The 25,870-nt window shown below is 51.2% G+C and carries 22 protein-coding genes; 14 read left to right on the forward strand and 8 right to left on the reverse strand.

Going from position 1 to position 25,870, the window contains the following annotated elements; all coding sequences use genetic code 11:
• Positions 1 to 7: 7 nt before the first annotated feature.
• The gene (ubiE, locus tag WCN91_RS11775) at positions 8 to 763 is read right to left on the reverse strand and encodes a bifunctional demethylmenaquinone methyltransferase/2-methoxy-6-polyprenyl-1,4-benzoquinol methylase UbiE (RefSeq protein WP_342679277.1); all 756 of its coding nucleotides are present in this window, start codon (positions 761 to 763) and stop codon (positions 8 to 10) included.
• A gap of 213 nt (positions 764 to 976) precedes the next feature.
• On the opposite strand from ubiE, the gene WCN91_RS11780 reads away from it, so the two are divergent.
• The 3 genes from WCN91_RS11780 to WCN91_RS11790 all read left to right on the forward strand — a co-directional run bounded on the left by WCN91_RS11780 (position 977) and on the right by WCN91_RS11790 (position 4,268).
• Complete coding sequence (locus tag WCN91_RS11780) at positions 977 to 2,755, forward strand: DUF885 domain-containing protein (protein ID WP_342679279.1); 1,779 nt, start codon at positions 977 to 979, stop codon at positions 2,753 to 2,755.
• A gap of 75 nt (positions 2,756 to 2,830) precedes the next feature.
• Positions 2,831 to 3,886 (forward strand): ion channel, encoded by a 1,056-nt coding sequence (locus WCN91_RS11785; protein WP_342679281.1) that lies wholly within the window; start codon positions 2,831 to 2,833, stop codon positions 3,884 to 3,886.
• Positions 3,887 to 4,139: 253 nt separating this feature from the next.
• Positions 4,140 to 4,268: a hypothetical protein gene (locus WCN91_RS11790; protein ID WP_342679283.1), complete on the forward strand. Its 129-nt coding sequence runs from the start codon at positions 4,140 to 4,142 to the stop codon at positions 4,266 to 4,268.
• Between the two features lie 32 nt (positions 4,269 to 4,300).
• Here WCN91_RS11790 and WCN91_RS11795 read toward each other — a convergent pair whose 3' ends face one another.
• The gene (locus WCN91_RS11795; protein WP_342679285.1) at positions 4,301 to 6,334 is read right to left on the reverse strand and encodes a glycoside hydrolase family 97 protein; all 2,034 of its coding nucleotides are present in this window, start codon (positions 6,332 to 6,334) and stop codon (positions 4,301 to 4,303) included.
• Positions 6,335 to 6,778: 444 nt separating this feature from the next.
• Positions 6,779 to 7,642 carry a polyamine aminopropyltransferase gene (gene speE, locus WCN91_RS11800; RefSeq protein ID WP_342679287.1) on the reverse strand — a complete coding sequence of 288 codons (864 nt, stop codon included), beginning with the start codon at positions 7,640 to 7,642 and terminating at the stop codon, positions 6,779 to 6,781.
• Between the two features lie 160 nt (positions 7,643 to 7,802).
• Between speE and speA the strand changes: the two genes are divergently transcribed.
• The 4 genes from speA to WCN91_RS11820 all read left to right on the forward strand — a co-directional run bounded on the left by speA (position 7,803) and on the right by WCN91_RS11820 (position 12,819).
• The gene (speA, locus tag WCN91_RS11805; protein WP_342679289.1) at positions 7,803 to 9,695 is read left to right on the forward strand and encodes a biosynthetic arginine decarboxylase; all 1,893 of its coding nucleotides are present in this window, start codon (positions 7,803 to 7,805) and stop codon (positions 9,693 to 9,695) included.
• A gap of 100 nt (positions 9,696 to 9,795) precedes the next feature.
• Positions 9,796 to 10,689: an acyltransferase gene (locus WCN91_RS11810; RefSeq protein ID WP_342679291.1), complete on the forward strand. Its 894-nt coding sequence runs from the start codon at positions 9,796 to 9,798 to the stop codon at positions 10,687 to 10,689.
• 2 nt (positions 10,690 to 10,691) lie between these two features.
• Positions 10,692 to 11,615 carry an acyltransferase gene (locus WCN91_RS11815; RefSeq protein ID WP_342679293.1) on the forward strand — a complete coding sequence of 308 codons (924 nt, stop codon included), beginning with the start codon at positions 10,692 to 10,694 and terminating at the stop codon, positions 11,613 to 11,615.
• 7 nt (positions 11,616 to 11,622) lie between these two features.
• Positions 11,623 to 12,819, forward strand: coding sequence for a mechanosensitive ion channel family protein (locus WCN91_RS11820; RefSeq protein WP_342679296.1), 1,197 nt, complete (start codon positions 11,623 to 11,625; stop codon positions 12,817 to 12,819).
• Positions 12,820 to 12,883: 64 nt separating this feature from the next.
• On the opposite strand, the gene chrA is transcribed toward WCN91_RS11820, so the two are convergent.
• Positions 12,884 to 14,041, reverse strand: coding sequence for a chromate efflux transporter (gene chrA / locus WCN91_RS11825; RefSeq protein ID WP_342679298.1), 1,158 nt, complete (start codon positions 14,039 to 14,041; stop codon positions 12,884 to 12,886).
• Between the two features lie 106 nt (positions 14,042 to 14,147).
• On the opposite strand from chrA, the gene WCN91_RS11830 reads away from it, so the two are divergent.
• Positions 14,148 to 14,903, forward strand: a complete 756-nt coding sequence (locus tag WCN91_RS11830; protein ID WP_342679300.1) for a substrate-binding periplasmic protein — start codon at positions 14,148 to 14,150, stop codon at positions 14,901 to 14,903.
• Positions 14,904 to 15,012: 109 nt separating this feature from the next.
• On the forward strand, positions 15,013 to 15,657 hold the full coding sequence (locus WCN91_RS11835) for a YiaD family glycine zipper/OmpA-like lipoprotein (RefSeq protein ID WP_342679302.1): 645 nt from the start codon (positions 15,013 to 15,015) through the stop codon (positions 15,655 to 15,657).
• On the opposite strand, the gene WCN91_RS11840 is transcribed toward WCN91_RS11835, so the two are convergent.
• Positions 15,654 to 17,477: an ABC transporter transmembrane domain-containing protein gene (locus tag WCN91_RS11840; protein WP_342679305.1), complete on the reverse strand. Its 1,824-nt coding sequence runs from the start codon at positions 17,475 to 17,477 to the stop codon at positions 15,654 to 15,656. The genes WCN91_RS11835 and WCN91_RS11840 overlap by 4 nt on opposite strands.
• A gap of 135 nt (positions 17,478 to 17,612) precedes the next feature.
• On the opposite strand from WCN91_RS11840, the gene WCN91_RS11845 reads away from it, so the two are divergent.
• Together WCN91_RS11845 and WCN91_RS11850 are read left to right on the forward strand one after the other, a co-directional pair.
• The gene (locus WCN91_RS11845; RefSeq protein WP_342679306.1) at positions 17,613 to 18,017 is read left to right on the forward strand and encodes a DUF3224 domain-containing protein; all 405 of its coding nucleotides are present in this window, start codon (positions 17,613 to 17,615) and stop codon (positions 18,015 to 18,017) included.
• Positions 18,010 to 18,576, forward strand: coding sequence for a PH domain-containing protein (locus WCN91_RS11850; RefSeq protein WP_342679308.1), 567 nt, complete (start codon positions 18,010 to 18,012; stop codon positions 18,574 to 18,576). The genes WCN91_RS11845 and WCN91_RS11850 overlap by 8 nt, the downstream gene beginning before the upstream one ends.
• On the opposite strand, the gene WCN91_RS11855 is transcribed toward WCN91_RS11850, so the two are convergent.
• The 3 genes from WCN91_RS11855 to WCN91_RS11865 all read right to left on the reverse strand — a co-directional run bounded on the left by WCN91_RS11855 (position 18,573) and on the right by WCN91_RS11865 (position 20,973).
• Positions 18,573 to 20,363, reverse strand: coding sequence for an alkaline phosphatase D family protein (locus WCN91_RS11855; RefSeq protein ID WP_342679309.1), 1,791 nt, complete (start codon positions 20,361 to 20,363; stop codon positions 18,573 to 18,575). The two genes, WCN91_RS11850 and WCN91_RS11855, sit on opposite strands and share 4 nt — an antisense overlap.
• 75 nt (positions 20,364 to 20,438) lie before the next feature.
• A complete protein-coding gene (locus WCN91_RS11860) occupies positions 20,439 to 20,783 on the reverse strand; it encodes a rhodanese-like domain-containing protein (RefSeq protein WP_342679311.1) in 345 nt (114 codons plus the stop codon).
• Position 20,784: 1 nt separating this feature from the next.
• Entirely contained in the window at positions 20,785 to 20,973 is a 189-nt protein-coding gene (locus tag WCN91_RS11865) for a YgaP family membrane protein (protein WP_342679313.1), read from the reverse strand.
• Between the two features lie 150 nt (positions 20,974 to 21,123).
• Here WCN91_RS11865 and WCN91_RS11870 point away from each other — a divergent pair, with 150 nt between their 5' ends.
• Genes WCN91_RS11870 through WCN91_RS11880 form a run of 3 tightly spaced genes read left to right on the forward strand, consistent with a single transcriptional unit; the run spans position 21,124 to position 25,729 of the window.
• Positions 21,124 to 21,411, forward strand: coding sequence for an ArsR/SmtB family transcription factor (locus WCN91_RS11870; RefSeq protein WP_233997945.1), 288 nt, complete (start codon positions 21,124 to 21,126; stop codon positions 21,409 to 21,411).
• Between the two features lie 3 nt (positions 21,412 to 21,414).
• Complete coding sequence (locus WCN91_RS11875) at positions 21,415 to 24,684, forward strand: efflux RND transporter permease subunit (RefSeq protein WP_342679315.1); 3,270 nt, start codon at positions 21,415 to 21,417, stop codon at positions 24,682 to 24,684.
• Positions 24,674 to 25,729, forward strand: a complete 1,056-nt coding sequence (locus WCN91_RS11880) for an efflux RND transporter periplasmic adaptor subunit (protein ID WP_342679317.1) — start codon at positions 24,674 to 24,676, stop codon at positions 25,727 to 25,729. The genes WCN91_RS11875 and WCN91_RS11880 overlap by 11 nt, the downstream gene beginning before the upstream one ends.
• Positions 25,730 to 25,870: the final 141 nt, after the last annotated feature.

A 25,870-nucleotide genomic window follows, 5' to 3' on the forward strand; every position in this document is an offset into this window, starting at 1 on the left:
CCGCTCCTTAAAACTTAAAGCCACGATGCAGAGCAACGATACCGCCGCTCATATTTTGATAGCTGGTCTGCTCAAAGCCCACCTCTTTCATCATGCCTTCTAGGGTCTCTTGATCCGGGTGCATACGAATAGACTCGGCAAGGTATTTGTAAGACTCACTGTCATTGAGCACTACCTGGCCTACCTTAGGCAGAATATTGAAGGAATAGACATCATAAAGCTTGCTCAGCACTTCATGCTCAGGCTTGGAGAATTCCAATACCAGCAAGCGACCGCCTGGCTTAAGCACACGATACATTGAGGCCAGCGCCTTGCTTTGGTCGGTGACGTTACGCAGACCAAAGGCTATGGTGATCACGTCTATGCTGTTGTCTGGGAATGGCAGCTCTTCGGCGTTCATCTGCACATATTCGATATTGCTAACCAGGCCACGGTCGCGCAGTTTATCGCGACCTACCTTGAGCATAGAATCATTGATATCGCCCAAGATCACGCGGCCGGTATCGCCAACCAGCTGGCTGAATTTAGCGGTCAGGTCGCCAGTACCACCGGCTAAGTCAAGAATTGTCTGGCCTTTGCGGGCGCCGGAGCTGGCTATGGTGACGCGTTTCCAAAGACGATGAATGCCAAAAGAGAGCAAATCATTCATTAAATCGTATTTAGCTGCGACCGAGTGGAAAACATCGGCAACATGAGCCGCTTTTTCGTTTGCCGCGACCGTTTTATAACCAAAATGCGTGGTTTTTTGCTCAGCTTCTTTCATGGTAATTCAAGCCTAGAGGGAATTTGGCCATAGTGTACTTGAGGGCCCGTAACAGCTCAAGGATTAAGCCATTTTTACGCTGGGCTCTGCACTTGGGCGAGCATAGAGTGTGCAAACGCAACCAAGGATAATTTGGTCGCATCGACTTTGACACAAATAGCCGCTGGGCTAGAGTAGGGCATCATAGTGCATTGCAATAACGAGAACAGAAATATGCAGTCTCCCTTTAAGTTGAAAACATTGGCCCTGGCCACAGCCTTGGTATTGGGCGTGAGTGCCTGCGCGGCGCCCAGTAAAACCGTGTCTCTGAACCAGGATGAGACCTTTACCCAGGTTGCCGAGCAAATCGTCAACTATCGCGAAAGTGTGAACCCTTACAGGCAAGAGGTGGACGGTTACCTGCTGGCCAACCTGAGTCCCGAGTACCTAAAGGCCCAGTACGAGCAACGCCAGGCCTTGCTTGCCCAGCTTGATGCCATAGATAGCGAGGCTCTGAGCGGCGAGAACAAGATTAATCTACAGATTATCCGCGCCCAGGTGCAGAACCAGCTGGATGAGTATCGCTTTAATAGCCACTATATGCCGTTGACCTCAGAGTACGGCTTTCACTCTTCGCTGTCCTTTATGGTTGCCCGTGGCGATTACAGCTCAAAAGCAGGCTTTGAAACCTACCTTAAGCGCTTAAGCCAGGTGCCGCGTTTCTTCGAGCAGAATATTTATTGGATGAACAAGGGCCTGGAAACCGGTTTAACCCAGCCTAAGGCTGTGTTGGCCGGTTATGAAGAATCCATCAGTGCCTTTTTGGTGGATGATGTCACCGAATCCGAGTTTTATGCGCCCTTTAAGCAAAATACCGCCGGCATCACCGATGACGAGTTTGCCCAGTTGCAAAGCCAGGCCAAGGAAGTGATAGCCCAGCAGGTGTTGCCAGCGTATCAAAACTACTACGACTTTTTCGTTAACACCTATCGCCCCGGCGCCCGCGAAACCATAGGCATCTCGAATGTACCTAACGGCGAGGCCTTTTATGCCAATCGCGCCAAGCATTACACCACCACACAAATGACACCAAAAGAGATCCATGAACTGGGTTTGCAGGAAGTAAAACGCATTCGTGGTGAGATGCAGGCGATCATAGATGAGCTTGGCTTTGAAGGCAGTTTTGCCGACTTTGTTGAGTTTTTGCGTACCGATCCGCAGTTTTACGCTACCACCCCGGAAGAGCTGCTGAAGGAAGCGTCTTATATCGCCAAAAAGATGGACGCTCAGTTGCCAAAATTGTTTAAGGAGTTGCCGCGTAAGCCTTATGGTGTAGCGCCGGTTCCCGCCAACATAGCCCCTAAATACACCACGGGCCGCTACTCGGGATCCAGCCGTGATGACGAAGCGGGCTTCTACTGGGTCAATACTTATGCCCTGGATAAGCGCCCCTTGTATGTATTAGAAGCACTGACCTTGCACGAAGCGGTACCGGGTCATCACCTGCAAATTTCCCTTAATGCCGAGCTGGATTACCTGCCAAGCTATCGCCGTAATGCCTATCTCTCGGCCTTTGGCGAAGGCTGGGGTTTGTACAGTGAATATCTGGGTATTGAAGCGGGCTTCTATCAAGACCCTTATAGCGATTTTGGTCGCCTCACCTATGAAATGTGGCGTGCGGCGCGTTTAGTGGTGGATACCGGCATGCATATGTTCGGTTGGTCGCGCCAGCAGGCGCTGGATTTTATGAGCGAAAACACCGCCTTATCACTGCATAATGTGAAAACGGAAACGGATCGTTATATCTCCTGGCCGGCTCAGGCACTGTCGTACAAAATTGGCGAGCTTACCATTAAACGCTTACGTGCCAAGGCGGAAAAAGCCCTGGGTCATGACTTTGATGTGCGCGAGTTCCACTATCAGGTCTTGCGTCATGGGTCTATTCCCCTTAATGTACTAGAGCAGCAAATTGATCAATATATTGCTGAGGCATTAGCGACCAAGAACAGCTAGAATGCTGAAATAAGTATAATTAATACAAAAAATTGGGCGCCTAAGGCGCCCAAATAGTTAGGGATAAGGCGAATTATGCCGATATTGATTAAGCGCCTCTTGCTCACCATTCGCAATCATATCGACCAACTCAGTTGGCAGGCGGTGGTGCTCGCAATTTTGGTGCATATGGGGTTAACCTGGCTGCTTTTGGCTGGGGCCGGTGAGCAGGCGCTGCTGGCGCCAAACACGTTTTTTTACTATTACGTGGTTACCACTTCAACCGTGGGTTATGGCGATTTAAGCCCAAGCTCAGATCTGGGGCGTCTGCTGGTGGCCCTGGTACAAATTCCTTTCGGTTTGGCGTTATTCGGTATGCTGCTGGGTAAGGCCGGACAAACCATTACACATATAATAAGGCGTGCTATGACAGGTGAAAAAGACGTAACGCATTTTGCTAACCACATCATTATTTTCGGTTGGCACCCAGTGCGCACTCGCAAAATGGTGCGCTACATTCTTGCCGATGACAAACGGGTACGCCGAGACATAGTGCTGGCGGTGACCGATGATATTGAGCACCCTTTCTTTTCTGAGCCCAATGTCAGCTTTGTAAAACTGAGCAGCTATACCGATGAAGAGCAACTCAAGCGTGTGGGTATCAGTACCGCCGATCGCATCATAGTGGAGGGGGCGGACGACAACCAAAGCTTTACCACGGCGCTGAAGATCAGCAAGTTAGTGAAGGAAAGCGCCCATATCTGTGCTTATTTCGATGATGAAAGTAAGGCGCAAATGCTCAGCGAGCACTGTGCCAACGTTGAATGCAGTTCTAACCGTACCGCAGAGGTATTGGTGCGCTCCATGGAAGACCCAGGTGCCAGCCGAGTGCAGCAGGAAATTATGTCGAGTCTCCATGGTGACACGCATTTCTCCATGGTGATCCCTAACGAAGTCAGTCGCTTCACCTATGCGGATATTTTTGAGCTCTTTAAGCGCCAGTATGACGCCACCATTTTAGGCATTGCCCATAATCTCAGCGCTCTGGATATGGACCTCAACCCACCGCTGGATTACGCCATTCAAGGCGGCGATATTATTCACTATATTGCCCCGGTACGCGTTCTTGCCGCCGAGGTAAAGTGGCCATAACCGGTTAGTCATTTTGCCTTCCCTGAGCAGCCAATCCACCCCCTGGGTTAGGTGCTTGGGAAGGCCTTGTCCGTCTTATTATCACCTCATTTATCCAGCGCTATATCTGATCACATACTTAACAGAATTGGTATAAATTAATTACCTTGGTAGCCAACCTTTTTGCTTGCTACTGCGTCTTATAATAAAGGTTTGATTTTCACTATGACAGAAACAACCACGGCGTTATTGGTTCTGGCCGCACAGAAAGGGGATGCACAGGTCTTCTGTGCCCTGTGTGAGCGCCACTATTATGGAAATGAACCGCAACTCCATTATTCGTGAAATTAAACGCACCGAGTATTTATTGCTTGAGCGCAGCCATAAAAAAGCCACCGAGTAGGTGGCTTCTTTTTCGCTCTTGGTTCAGAGCTATTAATCCAGTGCCTTAAAGCGAATGGCGGTGCCGCCGCTGGGCGCCAGCTTAAGCGTAAGCTGATCCTTGCTGGTGACCACCTGCTTGCTGATGGTCATGCTGTAGGGGTTATTCACCCATTCGGCATCCTCACCATCGGCATAGATCTGCGCCTCAAAGCGCTTACCGGGCTCTAAGAAGTCGAGCTTGATATCAACCTTGCGGGCCTCGCCATCGGTAATAGCGCCCAGATACCAGTCGTTACCACTGTAGTGATCGCGCTTGCGCTCCTTACGGGCAAAAACCACATACTCACCCATTTCACCGGCAAGGGCCTGGCTTAGCTCCCAATCGGTGGGCACATCCTGGATAAACTGGAAGGCACCCGGCTTGGCCAGGTAATTTCGTGGTAAATCCGCCGCCATTTGTACCGGGCTATAGAGCACCACATAGAGCGCCAGCTGTTTTGCCAAGGTGGTTTGTGGGCGGTTGGTATCGGCGCCTAGGCCGTTAAAGCCCATATCGAAGATCCCCGGAGTGAAGTCCATCGGTCCCGCCAGCATGCGGGTATAGGCCAGCATGGGCGTATGCGCAGGTGGGTTCGGCGGTGTGCCCCAGGCATTGAATTCCTGACCGCGCGAGCCTTCACGGGTGATCCAGTTCGGGTAGGTACGGCGCAGGCCGGTGTCTTTGATCGGCTCATGGGTGTTGATGCTAAGTTGATACTTGGCTGCCAGTTCAATATTGTAGAGGTATTCGTTAGCCATAAACTGACCGTCGTGCCACTCGTAGCGGGCGATGCCCTGCTCATCGATGCGCTTTATATTGCCGCCGTCGGCAACATAGCCGGTTTTGATCTGGCTGACGCCATGTTTTTGATACAGCTTAAAGGCGTCTTCCATCTGGTTGCGATAGTTGCTGACATTGCCCGAGGTTTCGTGATGACCGATCAGTTTGGCGCCGACCTTTTCACCGTGTTTGGCAATGGCGGCCAGGTCGAAATCATCATAGCTTTTGGTAAAGCTAAAGACATCGCCATTAAAGAACCAGTCGCCATCCCAGCCTTGGTTCCAGCCTTCAACAAGCACGCCGTCGAAGCCGTATTTGGCAGCAAAGTCCAGGTATTCAATGGTGTTTTCTGTGGTGGCGCCGTGTGTTTCACCGCTGCCCCAGGTGTTTTCATTGATGTGCATACCCCACCAGATACCCACGTATTTACCCGGCTTCACCCAGGATACATCGCCGAGTTTATTCGGTTCATTAAGGTTGAGGATCAGGTGCGAGTTAAGCAAGCCTGTGGCCTTATCGGCGATTTGAATGGTACGCCAGGGGGTGGTGAAACCGTTTTCGGTTTTTACCGCAATGCCGTCGGACCAAGGGGTGAGATCCGCTTTAAAAATCCCCGGACGACGCTGGTTTAGAGTCATGCCAGCATAATCGACCAGGGCGGCTTCATGAATACTGATATGGACGCCGTTGCCCATTTTCAGGGTAAAGGGCGTATGAACATGGGCTGCTTCGCTGGCGTCGGTGCGCTTATACACGTACTCGTAACGGTTCCAGCCACGGGCCGGGATCCACAGCGCTTCGTTGTTTTGTCCTGCCAGCGCAAACTCGGTGAGCTCATCGGTGATCTGGTAATCGGGGCGCTCTTTGCCTTCTAATTCATAACGAAAGCCCAGGCCGTCATTAAAGGCGCGCACCCGCACCATGTAGTTGCGACTGGCATCGCTTTCGTCGCTGAAGGTGACCGTCAGTTCGTTGTGATTGTCGCGAATAAGGCGTTGCTCACCCCAGGGCTGTTGCCAGCTTTGGTCGGCGCTTTGAGTTTGCGTCTCGGTGATCACCAGGTCGTCACGCAGTGGCACTTCGTCCTTAAAATAAAAACCCAGTTTGGATGAGTTAATCACCGGCTTACCGGCAAAGGTCACCTGGTAACTTGGGGCGCCTTCATCGCTTAAAGAAATTTGGATCTGTCCGTCGGGAGAGCTGACGCTCACGGTTTTTGCCAGCGCTAATGGCGATGCCAAAAGCAAAGGGATAAATACTCGCATTGACTTGTCCTGGTAATAACTATGGTTAGGCTGAGATTTACCTAGGGTCTGTTTATCTTTGCGGTTTACTTTATGTTCAATCTAAACGCATTCTGATCACGACGCTCGTTATGATGCATAGTCATTCTATGTTCATCGCGAGCAACACAGAGCAGGATGCGTTTAGGTGAACCCGTAGGGCAGCGTTTGTAGCGCATTTCTACTGTGTTGTTACATGTTTATGTAGAATAACTACACCACACATGTGCCGCCTTGTACAAATACACTACAAACTGCTGCAGAAACAAACAACAAAGGTCAACAGACCCTAGCCAAGTTATGAAACGCCTAAAGAGAAATCTTAGGGTAAGGTGAACGGGGGGCGATCACATAGAGATTGCATACGTATTCAAAGGCGAGGGGCTAGCTGCAGAGGTAAAAAAGGCGAGTTGAACTCGCCTGATTTTATTTTGTTTCGCCAGCGAAGGCTCTGGCCATAAATGGCGGCTCGCTTAGGGCGCCCTGGTGGATACCCGGGGTGTAGTATTCGGTTTGTAGTGCTTGTGGATCACAGGCGCGGAAGCCGTCGAAACCCATGCCTTTACGGGCCAGAGTCACAGACCATAAACCCGACGGGTAAATAGGCTGCGGGAATGGCAAGGTTTGCAAGGCGCCAAAGCCCACTTCCTTCATTGCACCACGCATTTCCAATAGTAATGGCATATGCATTAGCGGGCTTTCGCTTTGCTGTACCAGCACGCCGCCAGGGCGCAGGGCTTTCAAGCAGCTTTGGTAGAAGGCGTGGTTGAACAGGCCTTCACCCGGGCCAACCGGATCTGTGCCGTCAACAATCACTACGTCGATAGACTCAGGCGCGGCTTCGCGCATGTATTTGATGCCGTCATCAAATAACAAGGTGGCGCGAGGGTCCTGGTTTGAAGTGCACAGCTCAGGGAAGTACTTGAGCGACATCTCGGTAACAACTTGGTCGATATCGATTTGCGTGACCGACTCTACGCTATCGTGCTTAAGCACTTCACGCAGGGTACCGCAGTCGCCGCCGCCGATGATCACCACGTTTTTCGGATTCGGGTGACTGAACAGCGCAGGGTGGGCGATCATTTCATGGTAAAAGAAATTCTCGCGAGTACTCACCATGGTGCAGCCGTCAATGATCATCAGGTTACCAAAGTCGGTGGTTTCATACATGGCAACATGCTGAAAGGGAGACTGTTTTTCTTCAAGTAATTTGTTGATACGCAGTGAGAAAGCACTGCCATCACGGTCACTGATTTCGGTAAACCAGTGGTTTTTATCTAAACTTGTCATGTGTTACATAATCACCAATAAATGAGAAACGCAATTTTGCCAGTGTGCAGGGCAATGCTCAATCACATTTTAGCTGCATTTATGTGATTTTCTATTCGCTAGTGGCAATAAGAGGTATTAAACTAGCGGCAAATTCTTGGGTCAATATTGAGAGCAGAGTATGGAAAAGGTTCACCCAGCGGGTTACCAGGTCGCTCAATCCGTTTATAACGTCAGTCATTGGAGCGATGGCTACTTTGATATTAACGCTCAGGGTGAGCTGGTGGCTTATCCCGATGGCGATAAAAATAAACCCGGTTTGGCATTAAATGCCTTAGTCGAGCGTTTTAAAGAGCAAGGCCTGACCTTGCCGGTGTTGGTGCGTTTTACCGATATTTTGCAGCATAGGGCATCGCGTTTAATTTCCGCCTTTAGTCAGGCTAAAACCACCAAGGCTTATCAGGGTGACTATACCTGCGTTTATCCCATTAAGGTAAATCAGCAGCGCTCTGTGGTATCCAAGTTATTGGCGCACAGCAGTGGTCAGGTCGGCTTAGAAGCTGGCTCTAAGCCTGAGCTAATGGCTATTTTAGGTTTGGCCGAAAAAGACATCACCATAGTTTGTAATGGTTACAAAGACAGCGAGTTTATGCGCCTGGCGCTGATCGGTCAGGCTACCGGTCACAAGGTTAATATTGTTATCGAAAAGCTTTCCGAGCTTGATGCGCTGATCCGCGAAATGGATGCCATGGCCCTTGAAGCGCCAATTGGTATTCGTATTCGTCTTAATTCCGTGGGTAAGGGCAAGTGGCAAAATACCGGTGGTGAGCGTGGCAAATTTGGTTTGACCGCCTCTCAGGTGCTGCAGGCCGTTGAGACTTTAAAGAAACACAATAAGCTGCATTTAATGGAGCTGGTGCATTTCCATATCGGCTCGCAAATCGCCAATATTCGCGATATCCAACGTGCGCTAACCGAATGCGCCCGCCATTATGCGCAGTTGTGTCAAATGGGCGTGCCGCTGCAAACCGTGGATGTGGGTGGCGGCCTGGGTGTCGACTACGAAGGTTCGGGCTCGCGCAGCAGCTGCTCAATGAACTACACGGTTGAAGAGTATGCCAAAAACGTGGTGACCGCCTTTGCTGAGGTGAGCGATGCCAACGGTCTGGCTCATCCGGCCATTATTACCGAGTCGGGCAGGGCGCTGACCGCACACCATGCGGTCTTGATCACAGATGTGGTGGACGTAGAAAAAGCACCTAATAACGAGGTGACGATAGCCGATGATGCAAACCTGCCCAAGGTGGTGCTGGAAATGCAGCAAACCTGCGTCGGTGTGAACGTCCGAATGGCTATCGAAAGCTATCACGATGCCATGCATCTATTTAGCGAGGCTCATGCTCAATATGTTCATGGTATGCTGGGTATTGAGCAATGGGCTCTGGTTGAGCAACTTTATTTCCGTACCCTGCACAAGGTGCGTGCTTGTTTGAGCGAGTCAGCCCGTGCCCATCGCGAGGTGATCGATGAGCTGAATGAAAAGTTGGCGGACAAGCTGTTTGTAAACTTCTCATTATTCCAGTCGTTACCGGATGTGTGGGGTATTGGTCAGTTATTCCCGGTACTGCCTATAGAAAATCTTGATAAGCCGTTGGATCAGCGTGTGATCATTCAGGATATTACCTGTGATTCGGACGGACAAATTCGCGAGTATGTAGACGGTGCCGGTATCGAAGCCAGCTTGCCTATTCCACGCTATGAGTTTGGTCAGCAATATCACCTGGCCATGTTTATGGTAGGTGCTTATCAGGAGATCCTGGGCGACCTGCATAACCTCTTTGGTGACACCGACTCTGTGCATGTGGAAATGCACGGCGATGAGTACCGCCTGACCAATGAAATCAAGGGCGACAGTGTTCAGGACGTATTAAAATTCGTTCATTACGATAGTGAAGCCTTGGCGGCGCGCTATCAGCAAAGAGTGAGTGCCTTGGCTATCGACTCGGCGCTGAAGCAGAGTTATCTGGATGAGCTAAATCAGGGATTAAGCGGCTATACCTATTTTGAGGACTAGCCCAGGGGTGTTGCTAGTCGGCAACAGAACCCTTTTCCGTTAAAGACAAAAAAGCGCTATCATTAGCGCTTGTTTTTTATACCCAAACAGGAAAGTTGTTGTGCGTGCAGTGGTTGCTTTATTTCGGCAAATTGTGAGTGTTGGTCTTTATACCCTGAACACCTTATTTTGGTTTCTTCCAATAGTTCTTTGTGGTGTTCTTAAAATTATCCCTATTAAACCCTGGCGAAAAGCCATGAGCGCCTTGGCAAAAGCCATGGCCAGTTGCTGGGTTGCGGGTAACTCCTTAAACCAAAAACTGATCACTCCTTATAAGCTGAAAGTGACCGGGCTTGAACAACTAGACAAAAAAGACTGGTATCTGCTGGTGGCTAACCATCAAAGTTGGGTCGATATTCTGGTGATGCAGCGTATCTTTCGTGGGCGCATTCCGTTTTTGAACTTCTTTTTGAAAAAAGAGCTGCTGTATGTGCCGTTTTTAGGCCTGGCCTGGTGGGCGCTGGACTTCCCTTTTATGAAGCGAACCAGTAAGTCACAGCTGAAGAAAAACCCGAAACTGCGCGGTAAAGACTTAGAAACCACGCGCAAGGCCTGTGAAAAGTTTAAGGAAATGCCGGTGTCCATAGTCAACTTTGTTGAGGGAACCCGCTACACAGATGCCAAGCATAAGCGTCAAAACAGCCCTTTTAATCATTTACTTAAGCCTAAAGCCGGTGGCATTGCCTTTGTCTTGCAGGCCATGGGCGAGCAGATCAGTAAAATCGTCAATGTCACTATTCATTACCCGGGCGGTATTCCTACCTTTATGGACTTTGCCGGCGGTAAAGTGAAAGAGGTTGTAGTGCATGTGGAAGTGCGTCCGCTGGACTCGCAGCTGATCGGTGACTATAGCAACGACAATGCATTTCGCGTAGAGTTTCAGCAGCATCTCAATGCCTTATGGCAAGAAAAAGACTCGACCCTGAAGCAGCTAACGCAGCAGAAAAGGAACTAATTATGCTGAAACGATTATTGCCCAAATGGCTGGTGGGAAGCCTGGCCACCTGCTTATTGCTGGTAAATACCTTGGTGTGGGGAGTGATCGTTTTTATCCTTGGGCTGGTAAAACTTATCCTGCCTTTTTATGCCACTACTGTGGTGCTGCACTGGGCCTACAGTGGCTGGCGTTTAGGTAATCGTTTGGCGTTACAGCTGGGCTGCGAGCGCTTTAATGTGCGCTTTGACGGCAAGGTTGACCCCAAGGCATGGTATCTCTTGATTGCCAATCACCTGAGCTGGCTTGATATCGTAGTGCTTAGCGCCGTTACCGAGCTGCCGGCGCCGAAGTTTTTCCTTAAGGATGAACTTAAATACGTGCCCTTTATCGGCAGCGGTGCCTGGGCCATGGGTATGCCTTTTATGAAGCGCGCCAGCAAGGAACAGATCGCCAAGAATCCCAAGTTAAAAGGCATGGATGTGGAGCGTACCAAACGCAGTTGCCATAACTTTAAGCAATACCCGTCCTGCATAGTTAACTTTGTTGAGGGCTCACGCTTTACCCCAGGTAAAAAGCAGCGCCAACTTAGTCCGTTTGCGTATTTGCTAAAACCCAAGGCTGGCGGTATCGCCTTTGCTTTGCAGGTTTTAGGGGAGCAGTTTGATGGTTTGCTTGATGCCACACTATGCTATCAATCACAAGGAAGCCATATCTGTCGTGATTTTATGCTCGGACGTCTGACCCAGATAGACTTACTGGTCAATGTACGCGACATAGCGCCGCAATTGATCGGTGATTATCAGCAAGACAAGGCGTTTCGGGTCGAGTTCCAACAGCAACTCAACGAAATTTGGCAGGCCAAGGATGAGCTTATTGCCCAGCAACAAGCACCCACAGCCGCCCCCAATTGTGCCAAAGTAGTAGATACCACAGGAAAGGTGTAACTCAGCTATGACCCAAAGTCATTTACAAAAAATGCTTAAGCCCTTATTTGCCGACACCGAGCGTGCCGAGCTGCTAAGCACTATTTCAGCGGCGGGTATCGGCCTGATGGCCATTATCCTGCTGTACTTCTTTTTAAGTAGTTTAATGCTGCCGGCGCTGCAAAGCCTGATGATGCGCATATCACCGCATCGCACTTCGACCTTGAAGCCCTTGCTGGTTAAACTTAACCGTCGCCTGGCTGGCTTTATTTGCTGTGTCGCTTTTCTTGCGTCTTTCCAAACCGTAGTGCAGCTCCCTGAGCTTTATCTGAATTTAATGCACACGGGTGTGAAAATTCTGCTGATTGTCTACGGTGGTTTTATTGTCAGTAGCATGGTGAGCATAGGCGGTGCGTTGTATAACCAGTTTGAATTCTCCCGCGAGGTGCCGATTCAGGGCTTGATCCAGCTGGTGAAGCTGATCACCTTTATCATCTGTGCCATTTTAATTTTTGCCCTGCTGCTGGAGCGCTCGCCTACCTATATTATTTCCGGCTTCGGTGCCATTGCCGCGGTAACCATGTTGGTGTTTAAAGACACTATTTTAGGCTTTGTGGCCAGCATTCAGATAGCCGCCAACCGCCTGGTTACTTATGGTGATTGGATCCAGGTGGACAGCTATGGCGCCGATGGCGAGGTGATAGACCTAGGTCTAAACACGGTGAAGGTGCGCAACTGGGATAACACCATCACTACCTTGCCGACCTATACCCTGGTTTCTGGCTCGTTTAAAAACTGGCGCGGTATGCAGGAGTCCGGCGGTCGCCGTATTAAGCGCTCGCTCAATATAGATATGAACAGCATACGTATCGCCGATGACGAGTTGCAGCAAAGCATAGAGGAAACCTTGCAGCTGTCCGAGTATATCAATACCACCTCCTTGCCGGATAAGGTCACCAATCTGGGGCTGTTTCGTCGTTATGCCGAGGGTTATCTTAAGCAGCATGATCGTCTCAATAAGGACCTAACCCTGATGGTGCGTGAGTTACAGCCCTTGAATCATGGTCTGCCCATCGAGTTTTACTGCTTTAGCGCCGATAAGCGCTGGATCTCGTACGAGCATATTCAGGCGGAAATTATGGATCATCTGTTGGCGGTATTGCCCATTTTTGAGCTGCTACCTTATCAGAGCGTCAGCGGGCAAATGAATGGCTCCAGCCAGTAGGGTAACCATAAATATTCATCTAAAAAGCCCGGCTTGCCGGGCTTTTGCTTTACAGTTTATCTGGTTAATAAGGCAATTGTTCCAGCAATAGCCCTAGCGCCGCAAAGACGGCAATCAGCATCAATACAGGTGGCTTAAAGCGCTGCAACCACCACCATCCCAAGACAATAAAAACAAGGTACCACCTCTGAGTTAAACCGGCGGGAATGATGGGGTTATAGAGCGCCGCCAAAATAAAGCCAACCACAGTAGCATTGATGGCTGTGCTAACACCGGCCAGCATTGGGTTGCTCATCAGCGCTTGCCAATGGCGGGCACAGCCAAGCACCAGTAAGAAGCCGGGTAGAAAAATGGCCAAGGTGGCAATTAAGGCACCCAACAAGGGGGTTGCAGGCGCTAAGACAGCACCGAGATAAGTCGCAAAGGTAAACATGGGGCCGGGGATAGCCTGCGCCGCCGCATAACCGGTTAAAAAGCTATCGGCATCCACATCGGTCAATATGGTATCGAGTAAGGGCAAGACCACATGTCCGCCGCCAAATACTAAAGAGCCCGCCTGATAAAACTGGGCGCTGAGCTGCCACAACTCACCCGTAGCGGCGAAACTCAGGATAAACAGCAGGGCAAAAAGTAGCAGCGGCAGCTTGCTAAGGCCAGTGCTTGCTTTGTCTGCGTCTTGCCTTGTGCCTTCATCCTTAAAGGGTTGCAGTTGCCATGCTCCCCAGATAGCCGCCAGTGCCAAGATAGCCAGTTGAGTATACAGGCTGGGTATGAATATCAAGGCTCCAGCACTGAGTAACGCCAACGCCCGGGTATGCCAGCTGCGACAGAAGCTTTTACTCATGTTCAATACCGCATCGGCGACAATCACCACGGCGAACAGTTTAAGTCCGGTGATAAGTCCAGCTGTGGCCCAAGGCAGCTGTTGTGCCCCTAATGCCAGCAGCAGCATGATCAACATGGAGGGCAAAGTAAAACCGATAAAGGCGGCTACGCCTCCGGCTAATCCGGCGCGCTCTACGCCTATGGCAAAGCCCACCTGCGAGCTGCCCGGTCCGGGAAGCAATTGACTAAGGGAAATAAAATGCCCGTATTGCTGCTGAGTCAGCCACTTTTTATTTTCCACAAAGTGACGTTGAAAGTAACCCAGGTGCGCCGCCGGGCCACCAAAGCTAGTGCAACCAAGCAAGAAGAACTGGTAGAAGATGGATAACAATTTCATAGTTTCATTATACTTAGAGCTTGTGTAGATTATGTGACACTATAGAGGTGTTCTATTTGGTTGCAATAACATTGAGGTTGTAATGAAGATGCGAACAGGGGTTTGGGTGCCACTAATATTATTGTTCTTTCTTCCCATGGCAGCTGTGCAAGCCAGTACCATTACCGTCGCTATAGATCACGCGCCTCCTTATAGTTTTACCCATGGCCCAGAGGCTAAAGGCCTCTTACTAGATATTCTTACTCCCATCGCCGATGAGCTTGGTCTTGAGCTTAAGGTGGTGCCTTGTCCCTTTTCGCGCTGTGTGCATATGCTGGAGCAAAGCGAGGTCGATATTATGGGCGGCCTCATTCGTACTAAGCAGCGCGAACAGGAGCTGACTTTTGTTACTCCCGCTTATATGGCACTGCACTCATCCTTTCGTTTTTATTCCCTCCGCGATAGCGGCATGGAAATCACTGGCTATGAAGATCTTTACGGCAAGCGTATTGCAGTGATGCGCGGAGCGGCGCACTTTGCCCGTTTCGATAAAGACTTAGATCTTATCAAGGTGCCGGTAACCTCTGAGCAGGTGGCGCTGCAGATGCTGCTAAAGGGCCGAGTGGATTTGTTTATTGGGGTTGAAGAGACCGCCGAGCATGCCATGAGCATCTTGCGGCAGCCCGTGTATCAGCTGGTTAAGCAGCCTTATCAGTACCGCGATTCGATATTTGGATATATGGCCTACAGTCGCGATTTTGCCAAGACGCCCTTGGCAAATAAAATTACCTCCCGCTATCAGGAGATTGCTGAACAGGGTCAGCTAACTGAGCTGGTTAAGCCCTATGCACTGCCGCCGATCCAAGGCCATTCATCACAATAAGACCATTGAAATTAGTGCAATAAACTATTTTTGCTGGCTCCATTTTAACCGTAAGTTCATGCAAATCTGCTACCATCTTACAATAGGACAAATAATAGGAAAACGAATCATGACTAAACGACTAAACACTTTGACTCCTGTTGTGGCACTAACCTCAGTGGCATTGTTATTAACGGGCTGTCAGGCAACCAATACGCAAAAAGGCGCAGGTATAGGTGCCGGTGTAGGTGCGGTATTAGGTAAAGCCACAGGCGATCATGATGATAAGCGTATTTTCATCGGTGCTGCTATCGGTGCCCTGGCAGGTGCCGCGGTAGGTAACTACATGGATAACCAAGAGCAGGCGTTTCGTGATGAGCTAGCCGGTTCTGGCGTTGAAGTAGTACGTGAAGGCGACAACATCCGCCTGGTAATGCCGTCAAACATTACCTTTGCTACCGAGCAGTCGTATATCTCAAGTGGTTTCCATGACACCCTGAATGCCATTGCCAGCGTGATGAACAAGTACGAGAAAACCTACCTAAGCGTACAAGGTCATACCGACAGCACGGGTAGCAGCGAATACAACCAAAACCTCTCTGAGCAGCGTGCCCTAAGTGTGAAAAACTACTTAGTAAACAGCCAGATCCTGGCGGCGCGTATCAGCACTCAGGGTTACGGTGAAAGTCGTCCTATCGCCGACAACAGCACGGCCAATGGCCGCGCTCTAAACCGTCGCGTAGAAATTCAAATCGTACCTAACGTACAAAACTAAACGGAAGCGCTGGGCTGATTAAACTGCAGCTCACAAAGCTTGCGATACAGCGGCGATTGTTGCATTAAGCTAGCATGATCGCCGTTGGCAACCACCTTCCCCTTATCCATTACCACAATTCGATCGGCGTGCATCACGGTACTTAAGCGATGGGCGATGATCAGTGTCGTACGCGACTTCATCAGTTCGGTTAATGCCGCCTGCACATGGTGTTCACTTTGCGCATCAAGGGCGCTGGTAGCTTCGTCAAGTAATAGAATTTCTGGATCCTTGAGTATGGCCCTGGCAATAGCAATACGTTGTTTTTGCCCGCCGGATAAACGCACCCCACGCTCTCCTAAAAAGCTGTGGTAGCCATCGGGTAACTGCTCGATAAACTCATCGGCATAGGCCTGCCTGGCAGCGGCGCTCACTTCGTCTTGGGTAGCTCCTTCCTTACCATAGGCGATATTGTGATACACATCGGCGCTGAACAGCACAGGGTGCTGGGCCACCATGGCCATTTGTTCGCGAATATCATGCAAGCTCAGCTCGCGGATATCCACGCCATGCAGGCGAATGCTGCCAGCACTGACATCATAGAAGCGTTGCAGCAGCTCAAACAAGGTGCTTTTACCGGCGCCGGAAGGGCCAACTATGGCGACAGTTTCGCCCTGGGAGATCTGTAAATTAAAGGCAGATAGGGCGCTTTGCTGTGGCCTGGAAGGATAATGAAAACTGACGTCTGTAAATTCGATAACATCGGCTTGAGCCTGAGTATCTAGGCTTTGTGCCTGTGCTGGGTCAAGAATCTCGCTTTGCACTTCCAGTAATTCAATCAGGCGTTTGGCCGCGCCTGCGGCTCTTTGCAGCTCACCATAGATTTCCGCCACCGTACCTACCGCCATGGCCACAACTATGGCGTAAAACACAAAGGCGGCCAGCTCGCCGCCGGACATCTTCCCGCTAAGCACATCGACACCGCCGCTGTAGAGCATAAAGCTGATGCCGGAAAAGCTGATAAAGATCACAAATGCGATAAGAAAAGAGCGCTGCATAATGCGTTTTTTAGCCACCGCGAAGGCCTTGTCGACCTCGCCGTCAAAGGCGGCCAGCTCGGTACTTTGGCGATTAAAGCTGTGCACGGTTTTAATATTTTGCATCACCTCACCGGCATAGGTGCTGATATCGGCAATGGCATCCTGTGAGCTGCTGGCCAAAGTGCGCACCCGACGGCCAAAAAGCTTCATGGGCAGCAGCACCATGGGTACGCAAAGCAGCACTATCATGGTGAGTTTCACATTGGTGATAAAGAGCATAATGACGCCACCTATCAGCATCAGGGTGCTGCGCAGCGCCATGGATAAGGAGGAGCCGACTATGCTTTGCAGCAAGGTGGTGTCCGTGGTTAGGCGTGACATGATCTCGCCGCTGCGATTTTCTTCAAAATAACTGGGGTGCAGGGCGAGAATGCGGGCAAACACCGCCTTACGAATATCGCTGCTGACCCGCTCGCCAAGCCAGGACATCAGATAAAAGCGGCAAAAGATCCCCACCGCCATCAATGCAATCAAGCTGATCAACAAGATGACCGAGCCGCGCAGCTGTGCCATGGAACCGGCGATAAAACCTTGGTCTATCACCTGTTTTAAACCCTGACCCAGGGAAAGGTTAATACCTGCGGTGAGCACTAGGGCAAATAGCGCAGCGGCTACTACCCATTTGTAGGGTAAAAGAAAGCGGAAAATAGGTCGTAAGTGACGCAGCGCACTTTTCTCATTAAGGGATGTTTCATTAATGGATGTTTCGTTATTGGATTTTTTGGAATTGGGTGCAGCCATGGGAGTTCCAGATTGAATTATCCGTTTGAGTGTATCAGAGCGAGGAGCTAAAAGCTTAGATTGAACTGTGAGCTTTTTTTATATAAAAATAGGGTCTGTTTATTAAACATAAAACAATCATTAACAGGTTTACTTATGAACGCGATTGGCACCTTTACTGTGAAACTTAACCCTCAGGATGCCTATGCTACCGGCGTCGATGGCATTAACCTTGGGCGCATGTCCATAGACAAAACCTTTAGTGGTGATCTCCATGGCATTAGTCAGGGGGAGATGTTGAGCGCCATGACTGTGGTGCAAGGCTCTGCCGGCTACGTTGCCATCGAGCAGGTTACCGGCACCCTGGATGGTAAAAAAGGCAGCTTTGTGTTGCAGCACTTTGGCACCATGAATCAGGGCCAGGACAGGCTCGTTCTGGAAGTAGTGCCGGACTCCGCCAGCGGCGAATTGTGTGGTCTGATTGGGGAGATGCGTATTCGTATCGACCAGGGTGTGCACCATTACGAATTCGATTACCGTTTGGAGTTTGACGGTGAGTAGCGAAACGATTTTAAACACTGCCCAGTTTGACCCCAAGGTTAAGCAATACTGGCTGACCATTTGGTTGCTGGTGGCCAGTATCACCTTGTTTGGCATCGTTTTGCTGCCCATTGTCGCCGTTTTGGTCTGGTGGCTGGGTGGGCGCATTTTGGCAGCCATGTCGGCGACCTTGAGTGAAAAGAAGCTGGTGGTGAAGCGTGGTATCTGGGTGCGCGAAGAAAAGTCCATTCCCCTTGATAAAATTACCGATGTGGCGATGACGCAAGGCCCGCTGATGCGGGTATTTGGTTTATATCGCTTAAGTTTTGAAACCGCCGGACAGTCTGGCCCGGGTGCCCTAGTATCTCTGCTTGGAGTGGTGGATGCGCACCTGTTTCGTGAAGCGATTTTAACGCAAAAAGAAAGAGCAGCAGAGCAGCAAGGTAATCACAAAAGTGGGCAAAGCGCTGCCCAAGGTAGCACTGAGCAAGATGACCAGGCGCTTATGCAACGCCTGGTCGATGCGGTGGAGCGCATAGACGCGCGTTTAGCGCGTCTTGAGCAAGAGCCGAAGGCTTAGCCCAGAGGCTGCAACTGTGGCTTGCCGGCCAGCATCTGCAGCTGTTGGCCACGCTCGCTGATCACCTTATAGGCGCGCGCCTTGATGGTATCAACATAATGCCATTGGGCCTGCGCCGCAGCGGCACTGAAGGTCACTGTCATAAAGCCACGGTTTACCAGGTTGGTATAGCTCAGATCATCAACCAGCAGGGCAATAACCTGTTCCATTTGCGCTATGGTCTGTGGGTCTTGCGTATTCAATGACAAATACTCTTCCATGCCCGGTGATGAAACCGAGGCGGTAGCAAACTCGACTCCAGCGGCCTGATCACCGGCGATGGGGTTGGCAGCGTCGGTGCGCAGCTGTCCGGCCCAGCCGTTGTGGGTATCACCGGCCAATACCACCAGGTTCTTCTGTGTTGCCAAGGCAGTACCTAAAATCACTTCCCTTTCATAGGCATAGCCATCCCAGGCATCCAGGTTATAAGGCAATACGGTTTCTACACGAGCGCGTTCGGCATCGCTAACGCTAGGGTCGCCAGCTAAGATACGGCCTTTAATTTGTGCCAGCTCGGCAAATAATATGTTGGCCTGTGCCAGCAGTGGTGAGGTGTCGCCACCTTGAGCCAGGATGCTTTGCACCGAGGCCAATAACATCATCACCTCAGCGGGCAGGTGCATCTTGGTCATTAACACCTGCTGGCCTAAAACCTGCCATTGCTGGCTTGAGGTTTGGATGCCATCGGTTAACCAGGTCAGCTGCTCGCCACCTAATAAGGTTCTGCTTGGGGCGCCAATGGCGCTGGCAAAGTCGTACTGGCCGGCGGCCGTGGTGAGGTCAAAGTCGTTATAGCTAAGTTGTTCATCACGTGCCAATACTCGGGTATCGAGCATGTACAAGGAAACCAGGTTACCGAAGTCGAAGCGGCGATAGATTTTTTCTTTGTCGGCGACGTTGCGGATTGGCATCCATTCAAAATAGGCGCGCAGTGCCTGCATTTTGCGCTCGTCAAACGGGCCTTCCGAGCCATCATGATTTTCAGCGCCACTGTGCCAGGTATCATTGCTGATCTCGTGGTCATCCCATACGGCGATAAAGGCGCAGTGGCCGTGCGCCGCTTGCAGATCCGCATCCTGGCGATACAGGGCGTAACGTTTACGGTAGTCGTCCAGGGTAATAATTTCTTCGTTATTATCGCTGGCAAGTTCGCGGCCTAGGGCTGCGGCGTCTTCAGTGGCATAGCCGCCAGCGCCATATTCATAGATGTAATCACCCAGATGTAGGATGGCATCCAAGTCTTCCTGCTTGGCGACTTCGCCATACACATGGAAATAACCGGCCGGGTAGTTGGCGCAAGAAAGTACCGCCAGCTTAACCTGATCTATGTCGCCGACGGGCAGGGTTTTACCCTTGCCTGTGGCCGAGGTTACACCGTAGGAAATAAAGCGATAATAGTAGGTGGTGTTGGCATCCAGGCCTTGTAAATCGACCTTAAGGGTAAAGTCGGTGTCCGCACTCACCTCGGTTTGGCCATCATGCACCAGGGATTCAAAATTGGCGTCTGTGGCCGCTTGCCACTGTACTTTTACGCGGGTAACGCTTGGGTCTTTGGGGGTAACACGAGTCCAGATGATCAGGCTATCGTTAAGGGGATCGCCGCTGGCTACGCCGTGGTCGAAGCTAACATTAATCTGCTCTTCGTCGTTGTCACTGTCGAGTACACAGCCGCTTAGGCCAAGAGATAAAACGGCAGCGCCAAATCCCGCTGCCGAAGCTTTTAAAAAACGTCTACGAGTAAACTGCATTGGTTTGTACCTGTTATTTTTTTAAGATGCAGAGCTTATCCGACCAGTGTTACTGTTCGGTGACAAGCAGGTCAACTAGAAGACGCTACATACCTCCTCGGCCTTACAGCTGATCACAGTGACATTTTCATAGCCAACGCGAGTGAGCTGCTCGGCAGCCAAGGTGGCGCGGGCATTACTGGCACAGTGCAGATAGATAGGACGGCTGGCGTCTTTTTCTATTTCCATCAGCTTCATTTCCAGCACGCCGCGAGGAATATTAATGGCGCCGGTGGCCGCCTTGGTGGCGTGCTCGGCAGGCTCACGAACATCAATTAACAGGCCGTGGTTCTCGGCTAGCTCCGCCCTGGCTTGTTGCGCATCAATACGGCGCTGCTTGGGAACTATGGTTTTTAGTAAGTCTGGGATTGGGGTGAGCATATTATTCCTCCATGCCTAATTTGCGTAGTAAGACCATCATTGGACACCAGCCGGAAAACGCCGATTGGATCAGGTTAACGGCGATAAACGCGGTAAACCACAGCCACATAGGGCTGACCAGATAAGTTAACAATAGCGACAATAAAATCATGATGCCAGCGATCAATCTGAGTGCGGCGGGTATTTTCATGGTAAGCCCCTTGTTGGTAATTTGTTCAATTTAATTATATTAGTAAAATCTAATTTAGCAATAGTTAATATTAGACTTTACTAATGTTAGCTTCTATACTGATTTGCATACTTCAATTCTCTAGCTTAACCGGGGGAACTCGTGGACCTGATGAAAATGGCAGACAATGCCGAGCAGGCTCAAGCCTTATTAAAACTGCTGGCCAATAAAAATCGGCTGATGATTCTTTGCTGCCTGCAACAAGGCGAGCTCAGTGTTTCTCAGCTTAATGAAAGCGTGCCCTTAAGCCAGTCCGCTTTGTCGCAACATTTGGCGGTGCTAAGGCAGGAAAACATAGTGAGCACTCGCCGTGAGAGTCAGACCATTTACTACAGTTTGTGCAACGACCAGGTACGGGCCGTGCTCAATACCTTGTACACGCTGTTTTGTGAGGAGTAGGCCGTGACTTGGTTAGATAGGGGGGTGAGGGCCAGCCTGGGTGGACCACTGCCCTTGTTTATCTTTATTATCGCCTTGGTGGCAGGTGCCTTTGCACTGCAGCAAACGCCCCGCGAAGAAGAGCCGCAAATTGTTGTGCCCATGTTCGATATTCTGGTTGATGTTGGTGATATAGAAGCCCCAGAGGTTGAGCGCCTGGTGACAGTGGAGCTGGAAAAGCTATTGGCGCAGATCAAGGGCGTCGAGCATATTTACTCGGCCACCCAAAACGGGGGGCTGGTCAGTACCTTGCGCTTTGAGGTCGGTCATTCCCGCGAGCAGGCGCTGATCGACACCTATGCCAAGCTTTATGCCTATCAGGACACCATGCCGACGGTAGTACGCCAATGGCAAATTAAACCCATAGAAGTGGATGATGTGGCCATCGTTATGCTGGGTTTATACAGCACGGCGCCGCAGTTATACGATGATTATCAACTGACACGTATGGCGCAGGAGCTGGCAACCCGATTGCAACGCCTCGAAGACACCAGCGAGGTTAAGGTGATCGCTGGGCGGACTCGCACGGCCAATATCTATCTCGACAGCGCCGCCCTTAATGCCCATAAAACGACGATTTCGGATGTGCTTTATGCCCTAAGCGTGGCTAACCAGTTGCGGGATGTGGGTAAGGTCAAAGATGCTCAGGGACACTGGCGCCTGCAAGTACAAGGTGGTGATGCCTTGCGCTCACTGGAGCAGCTTGAGTCCCTAGTGGTCAATGTGGTGAATGGTCAGGCGGTACGCCTCGACAGCGTTGCCAGCATAATCGATGGCCCCGGTGAGGCGCAGCATTATCAATGGCTGCAAACCCAGGATGGTCAGCCCCAACTGCCCATGGTTACCCTGAGCGTGGCGAAACAGGCCGGTGCCAATGCGGTGGCTGTGGCTCGCGATGTTCATGCGCAAATGCAACAGCTGCAAGACGAGTTGTTACCGCCCGAGGTTAAGGTAGTAACGTTGCGTGATTACGGCCAAACCGCCGATGAAAAGGTCAATAACCTGGGCGCCAGTCTGGTATTTGCCATAGTCACGGTCGTGCTCTTTATCGGTGTGTTCCTCGGTTGGCGCCCGGCCATAGTGATCGCCTTGGCCCTGCCCATTTGTTATGGCCTGACCCTGAGTTTTGACTGGGCCTTTGGCTATACCATTAATCGAGTGACCCTGTTTGCTTTGATCTTGGCCCTGGGTTTGTTGGTGGACGACCCGATCACCGGCATAGACAATATTAGCCGTTACTTTAGCCATAAAGGCAGTGTGCAGGATAGGATCGTTGCGGCCATGGCGGAGATCCGCACCCCCTTGTTGATGTCGACCCTGACCATTATGGTGGCCTTTTTCCCCTTGGCCTTTATAACCGGGATGATGGGGCCTTATATGGCCCCCATGGCCTTTAACGTGCCTATCAGTGTGGCGCTTTCTACATTAGTCGCGTTTTTTGTAACCCCTTGGCTGGCGATGAAAATTCTTAAGCCCAAGGGTGATGAGGTGGCCGAACAAGCCCAGGCCACTAACCTCTATACCCGAATGCTGGACTACTTTTTACTGCGCCCCAGTCGCGCCAAGCTGATGCTGTTGGTGGTGTTGGCCTTGTTTGTATTTAGTGCCTGCTTGCCGCTGTTACGCGCGGTGCCGCTAAAGTTATTGCCCTACGATAATAAGAGCGAAGTACAGGTATTAGTGGATATGCCCGAAGGCACTTCGCTGGAAGATACCGCAGCCCTGCTGAGCAAGGCGCAAGCGCTAAGCTGGCAGTTGAACGAGGTGCAAACCATAGCCGCCTATGTCGGCCAGCCATCAAGCATGGACTTTAATGGCATGGTGCGGGGTTATTATCGCCGTGATGGTGAGCATCTGGGTGAATTGCGCATTTTGTTGCGCGATAAACGCGAGCGTCAGCATCAGTCCCATGCCGTGGTATTACGTTTGCGCCAGCAGCTGGCGTCGCTTGCCAATAACGGCATCAGCATCAAGGTGATTGAAGTGCCGCCCGGGCCGCCAGTGCTTAGTACCCTGGTTGCCGAAGTTTATGCCGAACCCTTTGTGAGTGAGCAACAACATCGTTTTGGCGCCGAGTTAATTGCCCAGCGTTTGCGTCAGGAGCCTCATGTAGTGGAGGTAGATAGCACCTTGGAGCGCCAGCAACAACAACTGCGTTTTGTTACCGACAAAACCAAGGCGGCGTTGTCTGCCTTGAGTACCTCAGATGTGGTCGATGCCTTATCTGTGGCGGTGCAAGGTAAGGAAGTGGGCGCCCTGTATGTGAGCGAAGAAGCCAAAATGCTGCCTATTCGCGTTTCGCTTCCCTATGCCGAGCGTGATCAGGCGCATTTATTGGCCTTGCAGGTGAAAGGGCAAAGACAAATTAGCCAGACCAGTAACGATCTTGGCCTGGTCAGTGCGCCGCAACCCCTGGTCCCTCTATCCGAGGTGGGCGAGTTCCATCTTGAACCGCGCCCACAGGCCATTATGCGCAAGGATTTAAATCGGGTGATTTATGTCACCGCCGAGCTCAATGGGCGTACCCCGGCGGAAGTGATCGCCGATATCAGTGCCGACCGCGACGCTGAAGATGTGGAGATAGTTTCTTGGCAGCAACGTAGTTTCTTTAACCCAGGCGGCAGTGCAGCCTGGCAGTTGCCCCCGGGCGTTGATGTCTCCTTTAGCGGGGAAGGCGAGTGGCGCATCACCATAGATGTATTCCGTGATATGGGCATCGCCTTTGCCTTTGCTCTGGCCGCCATTTTGGTGCTGCTGCGTGTGCAAACCCGCTCCATGAGCTTATCCCTGATCATCATGTCGGCCATCCCTTTGACTGTGATCGGCATTATGCCCGGCTTCTGGCTGCTTAATCAGTTTGGTGAGCGCCAGGTGGCCGGTGCCCCTGAGCCGGTGTTATTTACCGCCACGGCCATGATAGGAATGATAGCCCTGGCAGGGATTGTGGTGCGTAACTCGCTCATTTTGGTTGAGTTTATTAACCAGGCGCGGGCCCAGGGCATGGCTATTAAGGAGGCCTTGGTGACCGCCGGTCGGGTGCGTATGCGCCCTGTGTTATTGACCGCGGGCACTACCTTGCTGGGCAATATAGTGATTGTTTTCGACCCCGTGTTTAGCGGTCTCGCCATTGCCATAATTTTTGGCATTATTGCCTCAACTTTATTCACCCTCTTGGTGGTGCCGCTAGTGTACTACCTGGTTTTTGCTGAAAAGGAGCACACCCATGCAGCCTAAGTTAGTGATTGTCCTTGTAGTTGGCTTCTTAGTCGCTGCCATTGTTTGGTTTTCCGGGGTGCTGGATCAGCATCTGGCGCCGGGCACCAAACAGGCGCCTGCGCCCTATAGCGGGCAAACCCAGCGCGTTGGCAGCGAGCCAGTGGTCGCTTATGAGGCGGTGCCCGGGCAGGTGATTGCCCAGCAAAATACCAAGGTAGCGGCACGGGTGATGGCGCAAATTGAGCAAATTACCGTGCGTGCCGGCGATAGGGTGGAGCAGGGCCAGGTGTTGATCCGCCTCGACGAGCAGGAACTAACCACTCAGTTGCAGCAGGCCAAGGCTCAGGTGCAGGCACTGCAGGCTTCCTTTACCCAGGCGCAAAAGCAGCTTAAGCGCGCTAAGGAGCTGTTTGTTCAGGGGTTAATTTCGCAAAGCGATATAGATGCGGCCACCGCTAATCATGATAATTTATCCGCCAGTTTGCAGCAGGCGCAGCAACGCCAGCAACAGGCACAAATTGCCCTGGGTTATGCCACCATTACCGCGCCCATTTCCGGGCGTGTGGTAGAGCGTTTTGCCGAGCCGGGCGACACAGCCACGCCGGGTCGCGACTTGTTGGCCATCTATAATCCGCAGCAGTTACAGCTGGAATTTGCGGTGCGTGAACGTCAGGCGGTAAACCTGAAATTGGGCGATATGCGCCAGGTGGAGATCCCAGCCTTGGGTGTTAGTCAGGCTAGTGAGCTAGTGGAAATCGTGCCTGCCGCCGACAGCGCCTCGCGCTCGCTGCTGGTGCGTTTGGCTGCACCTCAAAACGCCCAGTTGCTACCCGGTCTCTACGCTCAATTGCAGCTGCCTTTGCCTCAGCATGAAGCTGTGATGATCTCGCCGCAGTATGTGTACAGCTATGGCCAGCTCGATATGGTCTTAGTGGTAGAGCGCCAGCAGCTGGTGCGTCGTTATGTGCGTCTTGGCCGTGTTATTGGCGACCAGGTTGAGGTATTGAGCGGTCTGCGCCCTGGCGATGAAATCGCTATCGATGCTAAACCGTCAAGATTATAGCCCGCCTTATTGATCTGCCCGGATTGCCGCGCTCGGCAATCTTGGGTATCCCTATTCATAAATATTTACATTATTAATATTTGCCTTACCTTTGTACCCAATCAGCCCTGTGATATAAGAGTAACTTTATAATAATAAAGC

Origin of the sequence: Pseudoalteromonas qingdaonensis (assembly GCF_038739665.1) — a bacterium.
Taxonomy (GTDB): domain Bacteria; phylum Pseudomonadota; class Gammaproteobacteria; order Enterobacterales; family Alteromonadaceae; genus Pseudoalteromonas; species Pseudoalteromonas qingdaonensis.